Origin of the sequence: Streptomyces sp. NPDC087440 (assembly GCF_044744005.1) — a bacterium.
Taxonomy (GTDB): Bacteria; Actinomycetota; Actinomycetes; order Streptomycetales; family Streptomycetaceae; genus Streptomyces.
The window spans coordinates 18,645-34,115 of record NZ_JBIUXN010000026.1 but is presented as its reverse complement, the minus strand read 5'-3'; the positions used below and the strand labels follow the sequence as shown (position 1 = coordinate 34,115).

The 15,471-nt window shown below is 72.3% G+C and carries 15 protein-coding genes; 5 read left to right on the top strand and 10 right to left on the bottom strand.

Annotated elements, in window-relative coordinates; genetic code table 11:
• Positions 1-109: 109 nt before the first annotated feature.
• Positions 110-1,402 carry a heparan-alpha-glucosaminide N-acetyltransferase domain-containing protein gene (locus tag ACIO3O_RS36300; protein WP_401753276.1) on the top strand — a complete coding sequence of 431 codons (1,293 nt, stop codon included), beginning with the start codon at positions 110-112 and terminating at the stop codon, positions 1,400-1,402.
• Here ACIO3O_RS36300 and ACIO3O_RS36295 read toward each other — a convergent pair.
• The 3 genes from ACIO3O_RS36295 to sigJ form a co-directional block, all read right to left on the bottom strand.
• Positions 1,383-1,820, bottom strand: a complete 438-nt coding sequence (locus ACIO3O_RS36295; RefSeq protein WP_401753274.1) for a GNAT family N-acetyltransferase — start codon at positions 1,818-1,820, stop codon at positions 1,383-1,385. The genes ACIO3O_RS36300 and ACIO3O_RS36295 overlap by 20 nt on opposite strands.
• A gap of 44 nt (positions 1,821-1,864) precedes the next feature.
• Positions 1,865-2,476: a DUF998 domain-containing protein gene (locus ACIO3O_RS36290; RefSeq protein WP_401753272.1), complete on the bottom strand. Its 612-nt coding sequence runs from the start codon at positions 2,474-2,476 to the stop codon at positions 1,865-1,867.
• Positions 2,477-2,580: 104 nt separating this feature from the next.
• Positions 2,581-3,576 carry an RNA polymerase sigma factor SigJ gene (gene sigJ, locus ACIO3O_RS36285; protein ID WP_401753270.1) on the bottom strand — a complete coding sequence of 332 codons (996 nt, stop codon included), beginning with the start codon at positions 3,574-3,576 and terminating at the stop codon, positions 2,581-2,583.
• A gap of 267 nt (positions 3,577-3,843) precedes the next feature.
• Between sigJ and ACIO3O_RS36280 the strand changes: the two genes are divergently transcribed.
• The gene (locus ACIO3O_RS36280; protein ID WP_401753268.1) at positions 3,844-4,314 is read left to right on the top strand and encodes a carboxymuconolactone decarboxylase family protein; all 471 of its coding nucleotides are present in this window, start codon (positions 3,844-3,846) and stop codon (positions 4,312-4,314) included.
• An 80-nt stretch (positions 4,315-4,394) separates the two neighbouring features.
• Positions 4,395-4,961: a YceI family protein gene (locus tag ACIO3O_RS36275; RefSeq protein WP_401753266.1), complete on the top strand. Its 567-nt coding sequence runs from the start codon at positions 4,395-4,397 to the stop codon at positions 4,959-4,961.
• A gap of 30 nt (positions 4,962-4,991) precedes the next feature.
• Here the strand turns inward: ACIO3O_RS36275 and ACIO3O_RS36270 are convergent, their stop codons facing one another.
• From ACIO3O_RS36270 to ACIO3O_RS36245, 6 genes are all read right to left on the bottom strand, one after another.
• Positions 4,992-5,819, bottom strand: coding sequence for an HAD family acid phosphatase (locus ACIO3O_RS36270; RefSeq protein ID WP_401753264.1), 828 nt, complete (start codon positions 5,817-5,819; stop codon positions 4,992-4,994).
• Positions 5,820-6,011: 192 nt separating this feature from the next.
• Complete coding sequence (locus ACIO3O_RS36265) at positions 6,012-6,848, bottom strand: PHP domain-containing protein (RefSeq protein WP_401753262.1); 837 nt, start codon at positions 6,846-6,848, stop codon at positions 6,012-6,014.
• A gap of 32 nt (positions 6,849-6,880) precedes the next feature.
• On the bottom strand, positions 6,881-8,611 hold the full coding sequence (gene cydC, locus ACIO3O_RS36260; protein WP_401753260.1) for a thiol reductant ABC exporter subunit CydC: 1,731 nt from the start codon (positions 8,609-8,611) through the stop codon (positions 6,881-6,883).
• A gap of 335 nt (positions 8,612-8,946) precedes the next feature.
• Positions 8,947-10,647 carry a thiol reductant ABC exporter subunit CydD gene (gene cydD / locus ACIO3O_RS36255; RefSeq protein WP_401753258.1) on the bottom strand — a complete coding sequence of 567 codons (1,701 nt, stop codon included), beginning with the start codon at positions 10,645-10,647 and terminating at the stop codon, positions 8,947-8,949.
• Between the two features lie 31 nt (positions 10,648-10,678).
• Positions 10,679-11,695, bottom strand: coding sequence for a cytochrome d ubiquinol oxidase subunit II (gene cydB, locus ACIO3O_RS36250; RefSeq protein ID WP_401753256.1), 1,017 nt, complete (start codon positions 11,693-11,695; stop codon positions 10,679-10,681).
• Between the two features lie 63 nt (positions 11,696-11,758).
• Positions 11,759-13,051 (bottom strand): cytochrome ubiquinol oxidase subunit I, encoded by a 1,293-nt coding sequence (locus tag ACIO3O_RS36245; RefSeq protein WP_401753255.1) that lies wholly within the window; start codon positions 13,049-13,051, stop codon positions 11,759-11,761.
• A 210-nt stretch (positions 13,052-13,261) separates the two neighbouring features.
• Between ACIO3O_RS36245 and ACIO3O_RS36240 the strand changes: the two genes are divergently transcribed.
• Positions 13,262-14,194 carry a LysR family transcriptional regulator gene (locus ACIO3O_RS36240; protein WP_401753253.1) on the top strand — a complete coding sequence of 311 codons (933 nt, stop codon included), beginning with the start codon at positions 13,262-13,264 and terminating at the stop codon, positions 14,192-14,194.
• A gap of 1 nt (position 14,195) precedes the next feature.
• Here ACIO3O_RS36240 and ACIO3O_RS36235 read toward each other — a convergent pair whose 3' ends face one another.
• Positions 14,196-14,828, bottom strand: a complete 633-nt coding sequence (locus ACIO3O_RS36235; protein ID WP_401753251.1) for a class I SAM-dependent methyltransferase — start codon at positions 14,826-14,828, stop codon at positions 14,196-14,198.
• A gap of 115 nt (positions 14,829-14,943) precedes the next feature.
• Between ACIO3O_RS36235 and ACIO3O_RS36230 the strand changes: the two genes are divergently transcribed.
• A complete protein-coding gene (locus ACIO3O_RS36230) occupies positions 14,944-15,261 on the top strand; it encodes a DUF6191 domain-containing protein (RefSeq protein ID WP_401753250.1) in 318 nt (105 codons plus the stop codon).
• Positions 15,262-15,471 lie beyond the last annotated feature (210 nt).

Sequence of the window (15,471 nt, the reverse complement as noted above, 5' to 3'; positions counted from 1 at the left end):
ATCACCCACTTCGCCGCACAGGCAACGAGGGAACCCCTACCCCCATCAGAGACTGCAAGCGGCACTGCCGCCTTCCGCCCGACGACCCACGAGAATCCATGAGCTTCAGATGACCCAGGCCGTACCCGCAACAGCCTCCGCTCCTCCTGTCGCCACGCCCGCATCGCCCCCGGCCCCCGCGCGCTCCGCCGCCGCCCGCCTCCCCGGCGTGGACGTGGCACGCGCCGTGGCCGTGCTCGCCATGTTCGCGGCACACGTCGGACCCGACCCCGAGTTCAAGGGGACGGGCTGGCTGATGGTCGCGGCGGACGGCCGGGCCCCGGCCGTCTTCACCCTCATAGCGGGGTTCTCGCTCGCCCTGGCGCACGGCGGCCGCGAGCCGCGCCCGGCCCCCGGCGGCTTCCGGGCCGTCGCGCTGCGCTGCGCGGTACTGGCCCTGCTCGGCCTCGGCCTCGCCGCGCCGAGGTACGGAATCTTCGTCATCCTCACCTTCTACGCGGCCTACTTCCTGGCCGCCGACCCCTTCACCCGGCTGCGCACCCGCACCCTCACCGCGCTCGCGGCGCTCGGCATCGTCCTGGGTCCGGTCCTGTCGTACGTCGCCGGGCCGCTGACCGGCCACCGCGTCGGGGGCCGCGGCAAGACGCCGGAGTTCACCGACTTCACCAGCGTCTTTGGCGTGCTGGACTTCCTCGACAAGCTGGTGATCAGCGGCGCGTATCCGTTCCTGACCTACTTCCCGTACGTCGTCGTGGGCCTGGCACTCGGCCGGCTCGTGGACGTGCACCGGCGGCGGCACGTGCTGCTCCTCACACTCGGGGGGACGGTGGCCGCGGTCGTCGGGTACGGCACCTCCTGGCTCGCCGTGGAACACGGCGGCGGCCGCCGGGCGATCCTCGGGGCCATCGCCCGCCACCACGCCTGGGCCCTGGACAGGCCCGATCCGATACGGTCCGTCCTCGGCCGCCAGTTCGGCGCGATCCCCTCGACCGACTGGCACTGGCTGCTGCTCTCCGGGCCGTACAGCCAGACCCCCTTCGAGACGCTGGGCAACGTGGGCGTCGGTGCCGTCCTGATAGGGCTGTGCCTGCTGGCCTGCCGCAGCCGCGCGCTGACCGTGCTGCTGGGTCCGCTGGCCGTGATGGGCACCATGGCCCTGTCCGTCTACACGGTCCACTCGCTCGCGCTCTCCAGCTTCGCCCAGGGTGCGTCCGGCTGGGGCGCGCTGATGTGGTTCAGCGTGGTGGCGGTGGCGGGCTGCTGGATCTGGCGCCGCGCCTTCGCCCGTACCGCGCTGCGCTTCGGTCCGCTGGAGTCGGCGCTGCGGGCGCTGACGACCCGCGTTACGGGTCGTGAGCCGACCCGTAACGCCCCCGAAGCCGCTACCCGTTCCGCACCATGAACACGTCCACCGGGTCCTCGCTCTCCCAGGTGAACCCGAAGCGTTCGTAGAGCCGTCGGGCGGGACTGCCCTGGAGCACGTTCAGGCGGACCGGCCGCCCGTCCCGGTCCGCCCGCTCCAGCAGCTCCCGCAGCACGGCCGAGCCGATGCCGCTGCCCTGGAGGTGCGGCGGCAGGTAGAAGTGCTCCAGCCAGTACGCGTCCGGGGCCGGGCGCAGCGCCACGCAGCCCGCGAGCGTCCCGGCCACCTCGATCACCCAGGTGTGCCCCGGCTCGTACGCGTCCCGCATCCGTTGACGGACCCGATGGGCGTCGTACCGCCCGAGCCGCTCCAGATCCGGCCGCATCGCCACGGCCCGTACCTCGACCAGCGGTTCGAGGTCCGCCGCCGTCGCCCGTCGTATCTCCCAGTCCGCCATGATCGCCAGGCTAGGGCAGGCCGGGACCGGCGGGACGGCCCCCCTCACGAAGCGAGCGCGCGCAGGGCGAGCACGGTCAGCCAGAGGCAGCCGATGCCGAGCGAGACCCGCTGGAGCAGCCCGCCGACGCCGCGCAGACGCCCGGACGTGACGAACGCGGCGTTCGACCACGCCATGACCCCGGCGAAGGACAGACCGGAGGCGATGGAGTACACGGCCCATCCCGGCCCGCCGGAGAACGCGTACACGAAGCAGGCGGCGGTGAGCCCGAGGAACGCGAGCAGGGAGAGCAGGTCGTGCAACGCCCCTGTCCCGCTGGGGTGTTCGACCCGCTCCGGCGTGCCGGACGGGTACCCGCGGACCGGGTCCGTCCGGAAGACCCCGGCGCCCAGCAGGCCGATCCCCCAGACGCCGACCAGCGCCGCGCCCCAACGCGAGGAGCCTTCCTGCCAGAGCCCCGCGGCGAAGGCGAGGGACAGCACGGCCGCACAGAGGAAGTTGGCGACCTGGACCCGTCTCCCCGCGCCGAGTCCCAGTGAACTGACCGGATGGCGCAGGGAGTTGTAGTCGGTGCGGCGCGCCCCCTCCAGCAGGTGCACGGCGGTGAAGAGGGGGCCGGCGGCCGCCCCGCAGAGAAGCAGCAGGGTGTCGCTCATGGCGTCAACCTAAGTTGACCCGCGAGGGATCGTCAACCCGCATTGACGAATGTCCGTCGTCCCGGCAGCGGTGGCTCCCTTGCCGCTGCTCGCCGTCGCGGGGGTCAGACCGACGTCCACGGGCGGAGCTTCTCCGGATTGCGCATGGCCCAGAAGCGGGTGATCCGGTCGTCCTCGACGTCGAAGGCGATGACCGTCGAGGTGACACCCTCCTGCTGGACCACCAGACCGGGCCGACCGTTGACCGTGCGCTCCAGGAACTCCAGGTCCGGCACCAGGTCGAGCATCGAGACCAGGTAGCGCGCGATCCGCTCGCTGCCACCGGTGGGCGGTGCGGCGTTGACGACGCCGCCGCCGTCGGCGAGGCCCATCGCGTTCGGGTCGAGCAGGTTGATCAGGGTGGCGATGTCCTTCTCCTCCCAGGCCTGCTTGAACTGCCGTACCAGCGCTGCCTGTTGGGCGGCCGGGGTGACCTTCGCGCGCGAGGCGTCGACCCGTCGGCGGGCGGAGGAGGCGAGCTGGCGGCAGGCGGCCGGGGAGCGGCCGACGATCTCCGCCACCTCGTTGAACGAGTAGCGGAACACGTCGTGCAGGACGAACGCGACGCGCTCCGCCGGGGTCATCGCGTCGAGCACGACGAGCAGCGCCATGTTCACCGACTCGTCGAGCGTGACCCGGTCGGCCGGGTCGACCGGCCTGCGGCTGGTGCCGCCGTCGGCCCACTCCGCATGGTCCGGCAGCGGCTCCGGGAGCCATTCACCGACGTAACTCTCGCGCCGTACCCGTGCCGAGCCGAGCAGATCGAGGCAGATGCGGCTGGCGACCGTGGTGAGCCAGCCGCCCGGCGAGGCGATGGCCTCCCGCTGGGCGGGTGTCATCGCGTACCAGCGGGTGTACGCCTCCTGCACCACGTCCTCGGCGTCGGCGAGCGAGCCCAGGAGCCGGTACGCGAGGTTGATCAGCTGGCGGCGCTCGCTGATGATCGCGCCGAGCGCCACGTCGGGGGGCGCCGACTCGGCGGACTCCGGTTCCGCGGTCTCCGGTTCGGCGGTCTCCGGTTCGGGGGACTCCGGTTCGGGGGACTCCGGTGATGTGTGCATGTAGTGCTGTGCTCCCTCGGTACGTACGACAGACGCTGAGCCCACGTCCGCGCCCGGACAGCGGTCTCCACCTGTACGACGAATCGGTGCGCCGGAATGTGAGGCCCGCGCGGCCCCCGGATTTCCTCCGACTCCCCGCCTCACATTCCCCGGGGCTGCCTCGTCGTATGAGCAGGACGGAACGCAAGGCGTCCCGGACCGCGGCGCCCGCGCACCGCGACGGCGCGCCGGTCCCGGCAACCACCCCGGCACTCACAGGAGATCACCATGGAACCCCGCATCGACTTCAAGACCAACCCCGTCGGCGCCAAGGCCCTCAAGCACATCGTCTCCGCGGGCATGGCGGTCATGGACAGGATCCCGGCCGCCACCCGCGAACTGGTGGCGCTGCGGATCAGCCAGATCAACGGCTGTGCCTACTGCGTGGACATGCACACCAAGGACGCCGCGCACGCGGGTGAGACGTCCGTACGCATCAACCTGGTCGCGGTCTGGCGCGAGGCCCCGGTGTTCACCGAGGCGGAACGCGCCGCACTGGAACTGGCCGAGGAGGGCACCCGGGTCGCGGACGCGGCCGGGGGCGTGCCGGAGGACGTGTGGGCGAACGCCGCCAAGCACTACACCGAGGACGAGCTCTGCGCCCTGGTGACCGCGATCGCCGTGCTCAACGCGCTGAACCGGCTGAACATCATCACGCAGACCCCGGCGGGCGACTACCAGCCGGGCCAGTTCGCCTGAGATGCCTCCCGGGGTGGGCACCCGCCCACCCCGGCACCCCCTTTGTCCCGCAGGATGTTTCTCGCAGGAGTTGCCCCACCATGTCTGCCATTGCCCAGCTCGGCGCCCTCACCGGCGGTTACGTCGTCGACGCCGCCCGCACCCGGATCGGTTTCGTCGCCCGGCACACCATGTCCACGCGGGTGCGCGGCCGGTTCGAGGAGTACGAGGGCGGCGCGACCCTGAACGGCGAGGAGCCGGAGCGGTCGAGCGCCCGCATGACGATCCACGCCACGAGTCTCACCACCGGAAACCCCCAGCGCGACGAACTGCTGCGCACCTCGTTCCTGGACGCCGGACACCACCCGACCCTCGACTTCACCTCGACCGGGGTACGCCGCGTCGACGACACCCACTACAAGGTCTCCGGCGACCTGACCATCCGGGGCGTGACCCGGCGGATCACCCTGGACGCCGAACTCGCGGACGCCGGAGTGGACATGACCGAGGACCCGGCCGACGCGCACGGCGACTTCCGGGTCTCGGTCACGGGCGGTGTGACGGTCAACCGCAACGACTGGGAGGTGAACTGGAATTCGGTGACCTCGGTCCTGGTGGCCCCGAAGGTCCGCCTGGAATTCGACGTCACGCTGATCCGACTGTCCTGAACACCCCCCTGAACACCCCCTACCGACGGGTCAGCTGACCTTGTACATCGGGTTCGGCAGCTTGAAGGTGCGGTCCGCGTGACCGCCCGTGAAGTCCGACTCCTGGTCGCCGATGTTGGCGACCAGGTCGTACCCCTGGGACTCGATGTACTTGCGGGTGGCGGCCTTGTACTGGGCGCCGTCGCACGTCCAGGCGTCGCCCGCGCCGCAGGCCTGCTTCAGGTACGCCGGCGGGTTCACCTTGTCCTTGAGGAAGAGGTGCGTGCGGTCCAGCGGGGTCCGCACGCCGACCTTGGCGAGGTTCTTCGCGAACGGGGCGCGCACGTCCTCGGCGGAGCCGGTCAGGAAGAACACCTCGACGCCCTGGGCCTTGGCGTAGTTGACCAGCTCGGGCATGCCGTAGACGGGGCCCCGGTCGGCCTTGCTGACGTAGTCCGTGAAGGACTTGGTGCCGTAGGTGAAGTTCGTCGCCTTCTCGTAGTCGTACGTCAGGAGCATGGTGTCGTCGACGTCGAGGACCACGGCGGGCTTCTTGCCGTGCCGCGTGCCGCGCTTGCCCGCCTCGGCGAGATGCCGCTTGGCGGCCTTCTCCACGCGGTGCACGTCGTGCGCGTACGGGCTGCTCTCGGAGGCGGACCAGGTGCCGTCGGCGTTCTTCGTGCCGCCGTAGTAACGGTCGATCTGGGTGACCAGGTCGGCGATGTTCTGCGGCTCGTGGGCGCGGCTCTGCGAGGTGGCGGCGGAGGCGGGCTGGATCGGCGCGTCCTCGGCACTCGCCGCACTCGTACCGTAGGCGGCTCCTCCCGCGACGGCGACAGCGGCGGCGAAACCGGCGATACGGGTGTTCCAACGCGTCATGACTCGGGCTCCGATGAGGGTGTGGTGGGCGGGGCGTCGTGGCAGGTCGCGCCCTGTCTACGCGCATCACATGAGGGACCTCAAGGTTCTTTGCCCAGCCATTGCCCTACCTTTTCCAGGTCTACGCATCCGGGCTCGCACGGCATACGCACGCGGGGGCGCGCCTCCTGGTTCGCGGTGCGCACCGAGCCGTCACCCCCGGCACCAGAAGCCCCACGGGTCGCGCCCGGGCCGGAATCCCGCCGCCCGGGCCGTCCGCGCGGCCGCGCGGAATCCGCGTCCCGGCCCGCCCGGATCATGGGCGTCGCTGCCGAAGGCGAGGGCCCTGCCGCCCTCCTCGTACCACCACTCCAGCACCTGCCGCCCCAGCGGAACCCTCGTGTTGAGCTCCAGCACCTTGCCCGAGGCGGCCAGGCCGCGCAGGACGTGCCGGTACTCCTCCTGGAAGTCGAGCGGGTCGTACGGTGCGCCGGTCTTGGGCCAGTACCGGACCGGGTAGTCGAGGTGGGCCAGGACCTCGAAGGCGTCGAACTCCGCCACCAGCCGCGCCGTCTCTGCCAGATAGCCCCGCAGCACCTCGCCCGGTTCCTGGTCGCCGAACCTGGCGGAGACCTCGGTGAAACCGGAACCGTCGGCGGTGGGCGCGGAGTGCACGGATGCCAGCACCCGCTCGAAGCGGCCCGCGCCGAGCAGGGCCGTGGCGCGGGCGGTGTGCCAGTGGGGTTCGCTGAGTTCGACGCCGGAGAGGATGCGCAGTTCCGAGTGGCGCGCACGGCATGCCTCCAGACAGGCCAGGTACCCGTCGAGGTCGAGCGCGGGCGGGACGAGCACGCCGCCGCTCACCAACTCCCGCCACTGCGCTGGCACTTGATCAGTGTTTCCCAACGTCCACGCGGTGAAGTCCGCATGCTCCGTGAAGGCCACCGAGGGCAGCCCGAGCGCGACCGCACGCCGACAGGTGCTCTCCATCGACCCTTCGAAGGCGTCCCAGGACCACTCACTGTGCACATGCCCGTCCGACGGCAGCATGCCCCACCCCTTCCCTCGTCCTGAAGCGACTCTCAGGGCTCCCCCTGGGGCAAGGTCAACAGCGTCGGCCCGCCCCGCCGGACGTCCGGGCGGCCTGCCACCACCCGCCCCCGCTCCAGGGTCACCACCTCGTCGGCGGCTGCAAGCCACCGGCTCTCGTGGGTGACCAGCAGCGTCGTACGGCCGCGCGTGGCGTCGCGGACGTCCGCCAGCACGGCGGCGGCCGTCTCCGGGTCGAGCCCCTCGGTGGGCTCGTCCAGGACGAGTACGGGCGGGTCGGCGAGCAACGCCCTTGCCAGTAGCAGGCGTTGGCGCTGCCCACCGGACATCCCAGCCCCGTCCCCGCCGACGCGGGTGTCCCACCCGTCGGGCAGCGACTCCACCCAGTCCAGCAGCCGCGCCCGCCCCACCGCCTCCCTCAGCTGCACCTCCGTGGCATCGGGGCGGGCCAGCAGGAGGTTGGCCCGGATCGTGCCGCGGAACACGTGGGCGTCCTGCGTCATCCCGGTGACCGCCCGCCGCACGTCCGCCCCTGCGCAGTCGCGCAGCTCGCGGCCACCGACCCGGATGCTGCCGCTCTCGTACGGCAGGAAGCGCATCAACGCGGCGATGAGGGTGGACTTCCCCGATCCGCTCTCCCCCACCAGCACGACCCGCCGCCCGGCCGGCAACCGCAGGCTCACCCCGTCGAGGGCGGCTGTTCCGCCGAGCCGGTGACGTACCCGCAGATCGGTGATCTCGACGTCGAGCGGCCCGGCGGCGGGGAGCGCGACCGGTGCGGACGGGTCGACGACGGGTGGTGGCACGTCCATGACTTCCGCCAACCTCCGTGCGGAGGCCTGCACTTCGGCGAACCACCGCGCGGCCGCCGGCAACGGCCCGAGCGCCTCGAAGGACACCAGCGCGAGGACCACGAGCACCGTCAGATGCACGGCGGGCAACTCCCCGACCGTGTGTGCCCGCAGCGCGAGCCAGGCGACGCCGACCGTCGCACCTGCCTGGAGGAGCGGGGTGACGGCCGTGGCGAGCGTGCCGGTGAGGGCCTTGCGGCGTTCGAGCCGCGCGATCCGTTCGGAGGCCCGCCGCACCCGCTCCTCGGCACGCCCCAGCGCGCCGTACGCGGCGAGATCGGCGGCCCCTCGGGTCACATCGAGCCCCGCCACCGCGAGTTCGGTCCTCGCCTCCTTCTCCGCGTGTGCCGCCCGCCGTGACAGTACGAGCACGAGCACGGGTACGAGAAGGCCTGCCAGGAGGAGCATCACCCCGAGCAGGAGCCCCGCTCCCGGGAGCAGCGCGGCGGCGGTACCGGTTGCGGCCACCGCGACGGCACCGGCCGCGACGACGGGCAGGAGGACGCGGAGCAGCAGGTTCTGGGCGGCGTCGACGTCATCGACGAGCCGGGTCAGCAGGTCCCCGCTGCGGAAGGCGGGGAGGCCGGAGGGGGCGAGTGGCACCAGCGCTTCGTACACCTGGGCCCGGAACCCGGCGACGGCCCGCAGGGCGCCGTCGTGCCCGAGCAGCCGATCGGCGTACCGCAGCAGCCCCCGCCCGAGCGCGAGCACCCGCACGACGACGATCGCGAGCGCGACGGAGGTGAGCGGGGGCTGCTGGGCCGCCCGGGTGATGAGCCAGGCGGCGGTCCCCATGAGCGCGGCAGCAGCAATCTCGCTGCCGGCAGCGGCGAGGGCGGCGGGGAGGAGGCGCTGCCAGTGGGGCACGAGGTACCGGAGGAGCCGAAGGGTGGGGTGGGGCTCGGGCGACATGGCGGGGCCTTTCGGGGCGGGGGGGGTGCTTGCGTACGGAGGTGAACGGGGTCGCGGGGGGGCGGGGCCGAAGGGCATTCGTGGGCGGGGGAGACAACCACCCCCTCCCCTCCCCGGGCACCCCCTCCGGCGCTTGCCGGGGAAGGCACCCCGCCCCGCAAGGCAGGTTCACGCCCCGCGGCCGAGCGGTTCAGGTGAAGGGGCAGGGCTGGGGCCCTCTTGGCCAAGGGGCTTCCGGTCGCCGGACGAGTGCGGTCCCGGCACCCCGCCTCCTGGTGCACCCCGCCACCCGGAAGCCCCCGCAGGCCCCGCCCGCACCCCCGGCACGGACCCCCTCACGCCCACTCGGGCACCCCCATCCCACCCGGCACAGCCGCAACCGCCCCCACCCCCACCGGCGGAGCCGCCCCCACCCCCACCACCCGGTCCATCTGCGGCAGCGCCCCCGCCCGATGCGCCACGACCACCACCGTCCGCCCCCGCAGCAACTCCCCCATCGCCCGCACCACCTCCCGCTCACTCCCCACGTCCAAGTGCGCCGTCGGCTCGTCCAGGAGGAGCACGGGGGCGTCCTTCAGGAAGGCCCGGGCCAGCGCGATGCGTTGGCGCTGGCCCGCCGAGAGGCCCGCTCCGCCCTCCCCGAGCACCGTGTCGTACCCCCGTGGAAGTTCCGCCACGAAGCCCTCCGCGTGCGCCGCCCGCGCCGCCGCCCGCACCTCTTCCGGGCTCGCCCCGGGCCGCCCCAGCCGGATGTTCTCCGCGACGGTCCCCGCGAAGAGGTGCGGCCGCTGCGGCACCCACGCCACCCGCTCCCGCCACGCCTCCGCATCCAGGTCCGCCAGGTCCACGCCGCCCACCGCGACCCGCCCCTCCGCCGGCTCCACGAACCCCAGCAGCAGCGCCAGCAGCGTCGACTTCCCCGCCCCGCTGGGCCCGACCAGGGCCACGCGCTCCCCGGCCCGCACCGTCAGCGACACCCCCTCCAGCGCCGGAACCTCCCGCCCCGGATACCGCACCGACACACCCTCCAGGCTCAACGCCACCCGACCCCCGCCCGGCACCGGAAGCGTCCCCTCCGCACCCCCTGCCCCCTCCGCGTCCAGCACGGCGAACACCTTGGCCGCCACGCCCAGCCCCTCCGCGCTGTCGTGGAACGCGGCCCCCGCCGCCCGCAGCGGCAGATACGCCTCCGGGGCCAGGAACAGCACCGTCAGCGCCACGTACAGCTCGACCTCCCCACCCAGCAGTCGCAGTCCCACCGGCACAGCCACCAGCGCCACCGACAGCGTCGCGACCGTCTCCAGGACCAGGGAGGACAGGAACGCCACCCGCAGCGTGCGCATGGTCGCCCGGCGGTGCGCCTCCGCCATCTCCCGCACCACGCCCACCTGGTGCCGCTCCCGCCCGAACGCCCGCAGCGTCGGCAGCCCGGCCACCACGTCCAGGAAGTGCCCGCCCAGCCGGGACAGCAACTGCCACTGCTTCGCGGTGCGTTGAGCGGTGTGCATGCCGACCAGCGCCCCGAACACGGGGAGCAGCGGCAGCGTCACCAGCACGACGAGTGCCGAGGCCCAGTCGGTCCACGCCAGCCAGGCCAGCACCACCACCGGCACCACCGTGACGGCCGCCTTCGTCGGGAGGTGGCCGACGACGTACGGGTCGAGGGCGTCGAGGCCCCGGGTGAGCAGCGTGGCGGTCTCCCCGTGCCGCCCGCCCGCGAGCCTGAGCGGATGCGTACGCCGCAGACTGCCCGTGACGCGGTCCCGCAACGCCCGCTTGGCCTCGGCAGCCGCACGCTGGGCGAGCACCCCTCGTACCCATGCCACCAGCGCCCGCGCGCCCATGACCGCCGCCGGCACGGCCACCGCCGCCACGTCGACCCCGTACCCGGCGAATCCGTCCGCGAGGATATTCGCCAGCATCGCCGCCTGGGCGACGACGAGCCCGCCCCCGACCAGCGCGAGCACGGACGACACCAGCATATGCCGCCGCAGCAACGGCAGTTCACTCATCAGCCGCCTCTCGACCGCCTTCATCGCATTCCCTCTCGCCCGGAATCCCTCAGCATCAGAAGTAGCTCGGATGACGCACCCCGGTGCGCCCTCGGAAGGTCCGCCAGCTCCACACCTGGTACGCGAGGATCACGGGGACAAGCACCACCCCGAAGGCGGTCAGGAGCTTCAAGGTGACGTCGTCCGTGACCGCGTGACGGATCGTCAGGCCGCTTCCGGCGGAGGTGATGAGGAGGTACGGATAGTGGCCCGCGCCGATGAGCAGTACGGGCAGCAGGGCGGCGGCGCCCGTCGCGGCGAAGGCCCCGACCCGGTGCCCGCGCGTCAGGGCCCGCCAGGCGCCCCCGAGGGCGACCGCGTACAGGGCGGTGATCAGGGCGGAGGGCACGGGGTTCGTCATCCGGGCCCCCGCCCCGAAGAGGGTGAGCAGCAGCGCGAGCACCATGAAGGCACCCGCACCCCGCATCAACGCCGTACCCAACTGCCGTGCCCGTAGAACCACTTCGGGCCCCGAGCGCAGCCCCACGAAGGCCGCTCCATGCGCCGCGAAGAGGAGCGCGGTGGTCACCCCGCAGGCCAGCACGAACGGCGAGAACACGTCCCCGAACCCGATGTGGAAGCTCCCGTCGCCCCGGCGCGGCACCCCGCGCAGCAGCAGGCCCACGACGAACCCCCAGCAGACGGCGGGCAGCACCCCGCCGACGAAGATCAGGGCGTCCCAGCGCGCACGCCCCCGGGCGGTGCGCGAGCGACCCCGGAGCTGGACGGCGGCGTTGCCGGTGACCAGGCCGAGCAGGATGGCCACGATGAGGGGATGGAGGCCGGACAGGAGGGTGCCCTCCAGGTGCGGGAAGGCCCCGAAGAGGACGCCGGTGAAGGCGACGAGCCAGACCTCGTTGCCGAGGAAGAAGGGGGCCATCGCGTCGAGTGCGGCGTTCCGGGCGGGCTTCGCCTCGCCGGGGGGCCGCAGGAACGGGTGCAGCATCTGTACGCCGAGGTCGGACCCGCCGAGTACGAAGTACCCGGAGAGGAGCAGGCCGAGCAGGGCCAGCCAGAGGGTCTCCAGACTCATCAGGCTCAACTTCCTTCTCCTTCAGGGCGGTTCATCAACGAGTCATCAGCGGGACGGGGTGGTTCAGTAGGTCGCGACGGGCTGCTTCTCCTCGACGCCGGGCCCGCCGCCGCCCTCGGGCAGCGGCTCGGTGACCCCGAGCTGCGTGGCGTCCGGCCCCTTGCGGGCGAAGCGTGTGATGAGGGTCCAGTTCGTCACGGCGAGCGCGACGAAGAGCGCGATGAAGGCGACACAGGACACCAGTAGCGAGCCCCTGCTGACGTTCGAGAGGGCGTCCTCGACAGTCAACTCCCCGTAGATGAGCCAGGGTTGACGTCCCACCTCACGTACGACCCACCCTCCGACGGAGGCGAGGAAGGGGAACGGGATCATGGCCACCAGCACCCGGGCCACGGGCCGCCACCGCACCACCCGGTCCTTCCACACCAGCACGAGCGCGATCAGCGTGATCGTGGAGACGGTGTTGCCGATCAGCGACATGGCGTCCATGGAGAAGCGAATGGTCTCCTCCCAGGGCACGTAGTTCCCGGGCCCGTGCTCCTCGACCAGCTGCTCCTGGAGTTCGGCGACGCCACGGCCGCGGATCACCGCCTCCTTCATGGGCTGGGTGGCCGCGATGACGGGCCGCTGCATCTCACCGACGACCACCACGAAGAACGAGGCGATCGTCGACACCCACAGCCCCAGCCGCAGTGACTCCCGGAACAGTCGCGTCTGCGTCGTACGCCGCAGGAAGTGCCAGGCGCTGACTCCGGCGACGAAGACCCCGCCGGTCGTGAACGCGCCGAGGGCGACGTGCAGGAGCGCGACCAGGGCGCTGTCGTTGGTGAGCAGCGCACCGAAGTCGGTCAAGTAGGCCGCTCCGTCGCGTACTTGGTGGCCGACGGGGTGTTGCAGGAAGCCGTTGGCGACCATGATCCAGTACGCGGAGGCGTAGGCGGTGAGGGCGACGAGCCAGATCAGCGTGACGTGGACGCCCGTGCGCAGCCGCCCCCAGCCGAAGATCCACATCCCCAGGAAGGTGGACTCGGCGAAGAAGGCGATGAGGGTCTCCAGCGCCAACGGGGCACCGAAGACGTTGCCCGCGAACGTACTCAGTCCGCTCCAGCTCAGGCCGAATTGGAACTCCATGACGAGGCCGGTGGCGATGCCGACCGCGTAGTTGACGACGTACAGCTGCCCCCAGAAGCGGGTCATGCGCTCCCGCGTGGTGCGGAGGGCGGGGTCACGGGTGGCGGCGGCACGGGTGTGCATGATCGCGACGAGGGGGACGAGCCCCATGGTGAGGATCACGAACAGCCAGTGGATGCCGGTCGTGGCCGCGAACTGGAGTCGGGCCAGATCCGCAGCGCTCATGGGGCGGCCTTCCTGGAGGGGGACGGGGTGAGGTGCGGCTTCCCGCCCCCGCCAACACGCGGTGCGGGCCCGCCCCTTGACCGTAGGGAGAATCCCTCATGCCTTCCAAGACCACTTTCGCCATGTGAAGATGACCGCAGAGGCATCAATCAGCATCGACCTCCCCACCGCCCCACCTCCCGACCCGCCGACGCTCCGGAAGGGCGAACCGTGGACCTGCTGCAACTGCGCTACTTCCGGACCGTCGCCCGGTACGAGCACATGAGCCGCGCCGCCGAGGAACTGCACGTCGCGCAGCCCTCCCTCAGCCGCACCATCGCGCGCCTGGAGGCCGACCTCGGCACCCCTCTCTTCGACCGCGAGGGCCGCCGCATCCGGCTCAACCAGTACGGTGCGGTGTTCCTGCGCCACGTCAACCGCGCCCTGAGCGAGCTGGACGACGGCCGCAGGGCGGTGCGGGAGGCCCGGGACACGGGGCTCGGCCGGGTCGGTGTGGCCTCGGAGACCCTCCTCACGATCACCCCCGTCCTCGGCAGGTTCCGCACCGCGCACCCGCGTGCGGACGTACGGCTGTTCCAGTCCGACGCGCAGGAGATGGACCGTCAACTCCGGGCCAGGGAGGTCGACTTCTGCCTCGCCTCACAGCCCCTCACCGGTGCGCACCTGGACGCGGTGGAGCTGGCGCGCGAGGAGGTGCTGCTGGCGGTTCCGTACGGCCACCGGCTGGCCGGGCGGGAGAGCGTGACGATCCCCGAGCTGGCCGACGAGCCGTTCGTCACGACACGTCAGGGCCACTGGCAACGGGCCCTGCTCGACCGGCTGTTCGCGGCGGAGGGCCTCACCCCCCTCGTCTCTTGCGAGGGCGACGAGCCGGGAGCCAGCCAGGACATGATCAGCGCGGGCCTGGGCATCGGCATCATCCCGGCGGTGTCCCGCCAGGTGGGCGCGCACGAGCGGGTGCCGGTGGTATGGGTGCGCCTGGACGCCCCCGGCTGCGAGCGCACCCTCACGCTTGTCTGGAACCGGGACGCGCACCTCTCCGAAGCTGCCCTGAAATTCCGGGAGTTCGTGACCTCGACCCCCTTCATGGACCACCACGTGCCGCTCCCCCAGCGGGACGGCGGCGGAGCGTCCCGCGCCTGACTCACCCCTCCCGGCGCAGCAGAAGCCGCCCCTGCCGGAACCGCTCGCCCTCCCCCGAGTCGCGCAGCATCCGCGCCACTTCCACGAACCCGGCGTCGGCGGCGAGCCGTGCCATACCGTCGACCGGCCAGCGGTAGGCCGTCGTGACCTTGTGGTCGAACGGCGTCACGGAATCTCCCCCGGCCTCGAAGAACCCGATCAGCAGATGCCCACCCGGTTCGACGACCCTCCCCAACTCCTCCATGTACTGCGGGAGTTCCTCGGGCGGCGTATGAATCAGCGAGTACCACGCCAGCACTCCACTCAGCGCACCGTCGCCCGCCTCCAAGGCGCCCATGGACCCGACTTCGAACCGCAGGTCCGGGTACGCCTCACGGGCGAGGGCGATCATCGCGGGCGAGAGGTCCACCCCGAAGACGTCGAGCCCCAGGTCCCGGAGGTGCGCGGTCACCGCACCGGGCCCGCACCCCACTTCGGCGACGACCCCGCCCCGTGCCAACTCGGCGAAGGCGGCGATCATCGCCCGGTCCAGCGGGGAACCGTGCAGTGCGTCGCGGAAGAGTTCGGCGTAGAGGGAGGCGACGGAGTCGTAGGCGTCGGCGGTCACGGCGAGGTACGAGGAGTCGGCTGTCACGGGACCCGACCCTACCCCGCCCTCCGCGGCCTTGCCCTGGCCTTCCTGAGTGCCCGGGTGCCCGGCGCAGATGAGCTTCGGAGAACGGGGTGCCGCCTCTGTGCGTTGGACCGGCATGTTGATTTCGGGTCTGCTCGTGATGGCTGTCCTGGTGATGCTGCCCTTCGCGTTGGCCGTCGCCAGGCATCTTGTGCTGCGTACCGGCCGCCCTGCCTGGCTCCGCCGCACGCTGGCCCGCCGGGCCCGTCCGGGGCAGGGGGCCGGTGTCTCGGTGGCGGACGAGCTGATGGCGGCCCTGAATCCGAACAAGCGGGTCGAGCAGGAGCAGCGGCGGACCGAGCGGATCGTGAAGCATGACGCGGAGGACGGGGCTCCGCCGCGGATGGGGGTCGATCTGGAGGCCGGGAAGGTGATAGTCGGGCGACGGGCCTGACCGGCGGCTCGGCTCGGCAGGCCGGGCCGGGCCGGGCCGAGGGGCGGGATGCCTTGGCCGGTGGCGGCTTGGGTCAGCCGCCCCTTCGGGCTTTCGCGTCCGGTACCGGATGGACCGGGGCCTTGGCGGAGCGCGCACCCGGTGCGGGGGCTGGCCCAGGGCCGGTGCCGGGGCGGCCCGGCGGCGAGAGGGCCGGAACCGGGGTGGCCC

Bases quoted from the DNA above. Each gene is read 5' to 3' on its own strand.
- ACIO3O_RS36300 (WP_401753276.1), top strand. From the start codon at position 110: ATGACCCAGGCCGTACCCGCAACAGCCTCCGCTCCTCCTGTCGCCACG.
- ACIO3O_RS36295 (WP_401753274.1), bottom strand. From the start codon at position 1,820: ATGGCGGACTGGGAGATACGACGGGCGACGGCGGCGGACCTCGAACCG.
- ACIO3O_RS36290 (WP_401753272.1), bottom strand. From the start codon at position 2,476: ATGAGCGACACCCTGCTGCTTCTCTGCGGGGCGGCCGCCGGCCCCCTC.
- sigJ (WP_401753270.1), bottom strand. From the start codon at position 3,576: ATGCACACATCACCGGAGTCCCCCGAACCGGAGTCCCCCGAACCGGAG.
- ACIO3O_RS36280 (WP_401753268.1), top strand. From the start codon at position 3,844: ATGGAACCCCGCATCGACTTCAAGACCAACCCCGTCGGCGCCAAGGCC.
- ACIO3O_RS36275 (WP_401753266.1), top strand. From the start codon at position 4,395: ATGTCTGCCATTGCCCAGCTCGGCGCCCTCACCGGCGGTTACGTCGTC.
- ACIO3O_RS36270 (WP_401753264.1), bottom strand. From the start codon at position 5,819: ATGACGCGTTGGAACACCCGTATCGCCGGTTTCGCCGCCGCTGTCGCC.
- ACIO3O_RS36265 (WP_401753262.1), bottom strand. From the start codon at position 6,848: ATGCTGCCGTCGGACGGGCATGTGCACAGTGAGTGGTCCTGGGACGCC.
- cydC (WP_401753260.1), bottom strand. From the start codon at position 8,611: ATGTCGCCCGAGCCCCACCCCACCCTTCGGCTCCTCCGGTACCTCGTG.
- cydD (WP_401753258.1), bottom strand. From the start codon at position 10,647: ATGAAGGCGGTCGAGAGGCGGCTGATGAGTGAACTGCCGTTGCTGCGG.
- cydB (WP_401753256.1), bottom strand. From the start codon at position 11,695: ATGAGTCTGGAGACCCTCTGGCTGGCCCTGCTCGGCCTGCTCCTCTCC.
- ACIO3O_RS36245 (WP_401753255.1), bottom strand. From the start codon at position 13,051: ATGAGCGCTGCGGATCTGGCCCGACTCCAGTTCGCGGCCACGACCGGC.
- ACIO3O_RS36230 (WP_401753250.1), top strand. From the start codon at position 14,944: ATGTTGATTTCGGGTCTGCTCGTGATGGCTGTCCTGGTGATGCTGCCC.